5 protein-coding genes are annotated in these 6,335 nt (G+C 38.2%); all 5 read left to right on the plus strand.

Features of this window, described 5'->3' with window-relative positions; genetic code table 11:
• The first annotated feature begins 161 nt into the window (after window positions 1-161).
• The 5 genes from yfcE (at window position 162) to ACTQXY_RS14815 (ending at window position 6,041) form a co-directional block, all read left to right on the plus strand.
• Window positions 162-722, plus strand: a complete 561-nt coding sequence (yfcE, locus tag ACTQXY_RS14795) for a phosphodiesterase (protein WP_441660104.1) — start codon at window positions 162-164, stop codon at window positions 720-722.
• Window positions 723-822: 100 nt separating this feature from the next.
• Window positions 823-1,338, plus strand: a complete 516-nt coding sequence (locus tag ACTQXY_RS14800) for a MarR family winged helix-turn-helix transcriptional regulator (RefSeq protein WP_441660105.1) — start codon at window positions 823-825, stop codon at window positions 1,336-1,338.
• Window positions 1,331-3,064, plus strand: a complete 1,734-nt coding sequence (locus tag ACTQXY_RS14805; RefSeq protein WP_441660106.1) for an ABC transporter ATP-binding protein — start codon at window positions 1,331-1,333, stop codon at window positions 3,062-3,064. Before ACTQXY_RS14800 ends, ACTQXY_RS14805 begins: the two co-directional genes overlap by 8 nt.
• Window positions 3,057-4,946 carry an ABC transporter transmembrane domain-containing protein gene (locus ACTQXY_RS14810; RefSeq protein ID WP_441660107.1) on the plus strand — a complete coding sequence of 630 codons (1,890 nt, stop codon included), beginning with the start codon at window positions 3,057-3,059 and terminating at the stop codon, window positions 4,944-4,946. Before ACTQXY_RS14805 ends, ACTQXY_RS14810 begins: the two co-directional genes overlap by 8 nt.
• 45 nt (window positions 4,947-4,991) lie before the next feature.
• Window positions 4,992-6,041 (plus strand): aromatic acid exporter family protein, encoded by a 1,050-nt coding sequence (locus tag ACTQXY_RS14815; RefSeq protein ID WP_441660108.1) that lies wholly within the window; start codon window positions 4,992-4,994, stop codon window positions 6,039-6,041.
• The last annotated feature ends 294 nt before the right edge of the window (window positions 6,042-6,335 follow it).

Here is a 6,335-nt window from a genome sequence, read left to right on the forward strand (position 1 = left end):
TCTAAAATGAAAGAATCTTGGAGTTTTTTAAGATTTTTATTAAAACAGAGGCTATTTACAGAAAAGTGGTGCTGGGGATAACTCCCAGCACCAACTTTGTCTACAGTCTGAGGCGATGCTAATATAGTATCGCCTAAGTTTGTATAAAAGGAGAAGAGAATATGAAGATTATGATTGCATCAGATATACACGGTTCTGCATTTTATTGTGAGAAAATGATTGAGGCCTATCGGAGAGAGAAAGCAGATAAGCTGCTGCTTCTGGGGGACATCTTATATCACGGACCGCGAAATGATCTGCCAAAAGAATACAATCCAAAGAAAGTGATTCAGATGTTGAATGATATCAAAGAAGACATTCTTTGCGTCCGTGGAAACTGTGATACAGAGGTGGATCAGATGGTATTGGAATTTCCGGTTTTGGCAGAGTACTGTATTTTATATGTAAAAGACCGCATGATATTTGCCACACACGGACATACATTTAACGCAGAACATCTTCCGATGCTGAAAGCGGGCGATGTTTTGTTAAACGGACATTTTCATGTGCCAGCATATCGAACCGTTGGCAATATTGTTTATATGAACCCGGGCTCTGTATCTATCCCAAAAGAGGATTCGGAGCATAGTTATATGATTATGGAAGATGAGACATTTACATGGAAGAATTTAGAGGGGAATTCCTACAAAAAGGTGTCAATTACAACGATGGAGACAGAGTAAGGGAAAGTATTAAGAGAATAAAAAAGAAAATAGGAATATCTTTTCTCTTGACAATAAAATTTTCTTTCATTATACTGATTAAAGGTTAGGAAACTAACTAATGAAAGGAAGTGAAGATGTGCAGGAAACAGACGGACAAAGACAAAAGGTTCATGCAGGAAAGTTGATTCATATGTTATCACATCGCTTAAAACGTCAGAATATTATACCCTGTGGAGATGACGGACTTACAACGATGCAAAAGCATGTATTGAAATTCATCCTATTAGAGACGTTGCACAGAGAGATTTACCAAAAAGATGTAGAAGAAGAATTTCAGATACGAAAATCAACGGCAACCGGTATTCTTCAGCTGATGGAAAAGAACGGCTTTATTTACAGAGAATCTTCTAGCAAAGATGCCCGACTTAAGAGGATTGTTCCGACCAAAAAGGCGGAGGCACTTCGAGCAGAGATTCTGGAAAATATACGCGTTATGGAAAAGCGGCTGACAAAAGGAATTTCAGAAGAAGAATTTTCGATGTGCATGTGTGTATTGTGGAAGATGTTTGACAATCTTGCACAGACGGAGACAAAACAATCAGAAAAAAAGGAGGAAAACGAAAACAATGAATAGAACATTACTAAAATCGATTCGAGAATATAAAAAGCAATCTGTACTGGCACCGCTTTTCGTAATCCTGGAAGTGTTTATGGAAGTTTTGATTCCATTACAGATGGCAAAGATTATCGATGTGGGAATTGCCAAAGGAGATTTAGGATACATTGTAAAAATGGGTGCGATTCTTGTGGTGATGGCAATGCTTGCACTTTGGTTTGGTGTGCTGGCAGGAAAATTTGCCGCAATAGCAGGGGCTGGATATGCGAAAAATCTGCGACATGATATTTTTTATAAAATACAGGATTTTTCATTTAAAAATATTGACCGTTTTTCTACACCGAGTTTGGTGACCAGAATGACAACCGACATTACAAATGTGCAGATGGCATATATGATGAGTATCCGTCTTTTGGCGAGAGCGCCGATTATGGTGATTCTGTCATGGATTATGACACTCACGATCAATGTAGAGATTGCACTGTTGTTTTTAATAGTGATCCCGCTTTTAGGAGGCGCGCTCATTTTTATTGCGAAGAAAGCGCATCCGCATTTCATAAAGGTGTTTGACGAATATGATATTTTGAATAATTCTGTGCAGGAAAATGTCAATGCTTCCCGTGTCGTGAAAGCATATGTACGCGAAGAACATGAGATTGAAAAATTTCATGGAATTTCAAAAATTGTGTATAACCTATTTACAAAAGCGGAGAAAATCGTAGCGTGGAACTCTCCGGTAATGCAATTTACGATGTATATCGTAGTATTGCTGATCGTGTATCTGGGGGGACGCAATATTGTATTCCAGACGATGGAGACCGGCGAACTGACAAGTATTATGGTGTATGCAATGCAGATTTTGATGTCACTGATGATGGTGACTTTTGTGTTTGTCTTGATTATGATTGCAGAGGCATCTACAGATCGTATTGAAGAAGTGTTAAAAGAAGTTCCGGAGATGCAGGACAAAGAAGACGCAGTAAAAGAAGTTCCGGACGGTTCCATATCTTTTGAAAATGTAGACTTTAGTTATGCAGGAGAAGGTGGCAACCTGTCTTTGAAAAATATTAACATACACATTAAATCAGGTCAGACAATCGGTATTATCGGTGGAACCGGAAGTGCAAAATCAACATTTGTTCAGATGATTCCAAGACTTTACGATGTGACAGGTGGAAGTGTAAAAGTAGGCGGAATTGATGTCCGAGAATATAATTTGGAGGCACTGCGAGATCAGGTTTCCATGGTATTACAGAAAAATGTTCTTTTCTCAGGGACAATTTATGAAAATATCCGTTGGGGAAACGAACATGCAACCGACGAAGAGGTACAAAGAGTTTGTAAACTGGCTCAGGCAGATGGTTTCGTACAGGAGTTCCCGAATAAATATAATACGATGATTGTACAAGGCGGTAACAATGTGTCCGGTGGACAAAAACAGCGTCTCTGTATTGCAAGGGCATTGCTGAAAAAACCAAAGATTTTAATTTTGGATGATTCGACAAGTGCGGTTGATACAAAGACCGATGCATTGATTCGAAAAGCATTTAGGGAAGAAATTCCGAATACAACGAAAATTATCATTGCACAGAGGGTTTCTTCTATAGAAGATGCAGATCAGATTATTGTATTAGATGAAGGCCGCATTAGCGGAATCGGAACTTCAAAAGAATTGCTTGAAACAAATGAAATTTACAGAGAAGTATACGAGTCACAAGTAAAAGGAGGTGGAGACGATGAGTAAGAATCAAAAATCCGGAGTGTCTAAGAACACAGCAAAGACAGCAAAACGTCTCCTAAAATATGTAACAGGAATGTATAAAGTGCAATTTGTTATTGTGTTTGTCTGCATTTTATTAAGTTCTGTGGCATCTATATCAGTATCGTTGTCCTTGAAATTTTTATTGGATGATTTTATCATTCCGTTGATCGGACAAAAGCAGCCAAACTTTGCGGAATTATATCAGGCTATGGCGGTGCTGGGATGTATTTTTCTAGTGGGAGTTGTTTCTACTTTTGTGTATACAAGAATGATGGTAACGATTGGTCAGGGTGTGTTAAAGCAAGTCAGAGATGACATGTTTGAGCATATGCAGACGCTTCCGATTCGCTACTTTGACCAGAATACAAATGGTTCTATTATGAGTCTTTACACAAATGATACAGATACATTGAGACAGATGATCAATCAGTCAATTCCGCAGGCATTGATGTCATTTTTTACAATCATAGTAACATTTATTTCTATGCTTATTTTAAGTCCCTTACTAACTGTACTTGCGGTTGTGATGATTGGTGTGCTGCTGTTAGTGACAAAGAAAATTGGTGGAAACAGTGGAAAATTCTTTGTTCGCCAGCAGATTGCACTTGCTGATGTGACAGGATACGTAGAAGAACGTATGAATGGACAGCGTGTCGTAAAAGTGTTTAATCATGAAAATAAATCAAAAGAAGAATTTGACAAGCTAAATGAGCAGCTGTTCGAAAGCGCGGCAAATGCAAATACGTTTGCAAACATGATGGGACCGGTTATTGGAAATATCGGAAATCTTCAGTTTGTATTGACAGCCGTACTCGGTGGATTTTTATCTGTTCAGGGAGTTGGAGGAATTACGCTTGGAGTGATGGCGTCTTACCTGCAGTTTACAAAGAGTTTCACACAGCCGTTCATGCAGGTAGCGCAGCAGTTTAACTCGATTGTAATGGCACTGGCAGGTGCGGAACGTATTTTCAACTTGATTGATGAAGAACCGGAAATGGATGAAGGATATGTAGAGCTTGTCAATGCAAAGAAAGATGCACAGGGAAATATTGTAGAGTGCAAAGAGAGAACTGGTATGTGGGCATGGAAACATCCGCATGAAGCAGACGGAACAGTTACTTACACAGAGCTAAAAGGAGATGTCCGCTTTGAGGATGTCACATTTGGATATAACAGTGACAAAGTTATTCTTCAGGATATCAGTCTGTTTGCAAAGCCAGGACAGAAACTTGCGTTTGTTGGTTCCACAGGAGCCGGAAAGACGACAATTACGAATTTAATTAATCGTTTCTATGATATTCAGGGCGGAAAGATCCGTTATGATGGAATTAATATTACAAAGATTAAAAAAGATGATCTGAGACGTTCGCTTGGCATTGTACTGCAGGATACACATTTGTTCACAGGAACAATTATGGAAAATATTCGATATGGAAAACTGGATGCGACAGATGAAGAGGTGTATGAAGCAGCAAGACTGTCTCATGCAGATCAGTTTATCAGAATGCTCCCAAATGGATACGATACAGTATTAAGTGGTGATGGAGAGGAACTTTCCCAGGGACAAAGACAGCTTCTTTCGATTGCGCGAGCAGCAGTTGCGAATCCACCGGTGCTGATTTTGGATGAAGCGACATCAAGTATCGATACTCGAACAGAGAGTATCGTGCAAAAAGGTATGGATAATCTTATGAAAGGTCGTACCGTGTTTGTAATTGCACATAGATTATCGACTATCCGCAATAGTGATGCGATTATCGTATTGGAACATGGAAAGATCATTGAGCGTGGAGATCATGAAGATCTGATTCAGATGAAAGGAACCTATTATCAGTTGTATACAGGAAAACTGGAATTATCATAGAGGAGTAGTGACAGAAAAATAGGAGAAAGGACTTAGGAGAAACATATGAGTGAGCATGTAAAATTAAAAAGGCAAAAGTTGTTGCTTCTGGCATTAAAAACTGCGATCGGAGGAAGTGCAGCAATTTATATTTCGGAAAAGATAGGATTGCAGTTTGCGCCTTCGGCAGGGATTATTGCCATGCTTTCGCTCGTATCGACAAAATGGGGGACATTAAAACTGTCCCTCCTCAGAGTCCTTACTTTTTTGATGTCAGTTGCACTTTGCTGGGGAATTTTTCACTTGATGTCTGGCAAATGGATTGAATTTGGGATTTTTCTGTTTTTCCTGATATTGCTCTGTGATAAATTAGGGTGCAGAAATACGATTTCTGTCAACGCAGTAATCGGAACACATTTTTTGGCTACACAAGACTTTTCGGCTGCATTTATATTTGATGAGTTTTTGCTTGTTGCAATAGGAATTACCATTGCAATTATTTTGAATCTTTTTCATATCAATGGAAGTCATGAACAAGATATCATACAAAGTATGCGTCATGTAGAATGCCAAATGCAGGAAATATTAGAAGAATTGGCAGGATATTTAAAACAACAAGTAATTGGAGAACATGTGTGGAGAGACATCAGTGCATTGGAAAAAGATTTGGAAGAATTTGTAGAACAGGCGGTTGAGTATCAGAATAATACATTTCATTCACATCCGAGCTATTATATTTACTATTTTGAGATGCGTTTAAAACAATGTGGGGTGCTGCAGAGTCTGCATGCGGAAATGCAGAAAATTCGAAATCTTCCAAGACAAGCAGACATTATATCTGATTATATCAAAGAAGTAAAAAAGCATGTCACTGAGATGAATGATCCGAAATTACAGATGACACAATTGGAAAGAGTGCTGGAGCAAATGAAAGAGCATACTCTTCCGAGAAATTTTGAAGAATTTGAAAATGAGGCAAAACTATATCATATTATGATGGATCTAGAAGAGTTTTTGATGTATAAAAAACGCTTTATTGAGTCAATTGATGCAAAACAGTTTCGGATTTATTGGAAGAGAGAGATTGAAGGTCAATCCTTTAAGGAAAGTAGATAAGAAATGATAGCTATGGGAAGATGAATTGTGCCAATTGTACAAATAAAATAAAAAATATAAAAAGTATTGACAATTAGAAAGAGGCATGATAGAATAACATTCGTCGCTGAGAGATGCGGCGAACACAAGAGAGGTTCGAACAGACAGAAACGAATGACAGAAAAAAAGAATCTCAAAAAAATAAAAAAAGTTGTTGACAAGCGAAAAGAGATGTGGTAATCTAATATAGCTGTCGCAAGACAACAAAAACAAAGAACATTGATAATTAAACAACAGATGACAAGATAACCCTGA

Source organism: Faecalimonas sp. LCP19S3_D12, assembly GCF_052121495.1.
Lineage (GTDB): Bacteria > Bacillota > Clostridia > Lachnospirales > Lachnospiraceae > Faecalimonas.

What these genes read in the sequence shown, in the direction of transcription:
- ACTQXY_RS14800 (WP_441660105.1), top strand. Translation starts at nt 823, where the DNA reads ATGAAAGGAAGTGAAGATGTGCAGGAAACAGACGGACAAAGACAAAAG.
- yfcE (WP_441660104.1), top strand. Translation starts at nt 162, where the DNA reads ATGAAGATTATGATTGCATCAGATATACACGGTTCTGCATTTTATTGT.
- ACTQXY_RS14815 (WP_441660108.1), top strand. Translation starts at nt 4,992, where the DNA reads ATGAGTGAGCATGTAAAATTAAAAAGGCAAAAGTTGTTGCTTCTGGCA.
- ACTQXY_RS14810 (WP_441660107.1), top strand. Translation starts at nt 3,057, where the DNA reads ATGAGTAAGAATCAAAAATCCGGAGTGTCTAAGAACACAGCAAAGACA.
- ACTQXY_RS14805 (WP_441660106.1), top strand. Translation starts at nt 1,331, where the DNA reads ATGAATAGAACATTACTAAAATCGATTCGAGAATATAAAAAGCAATCT.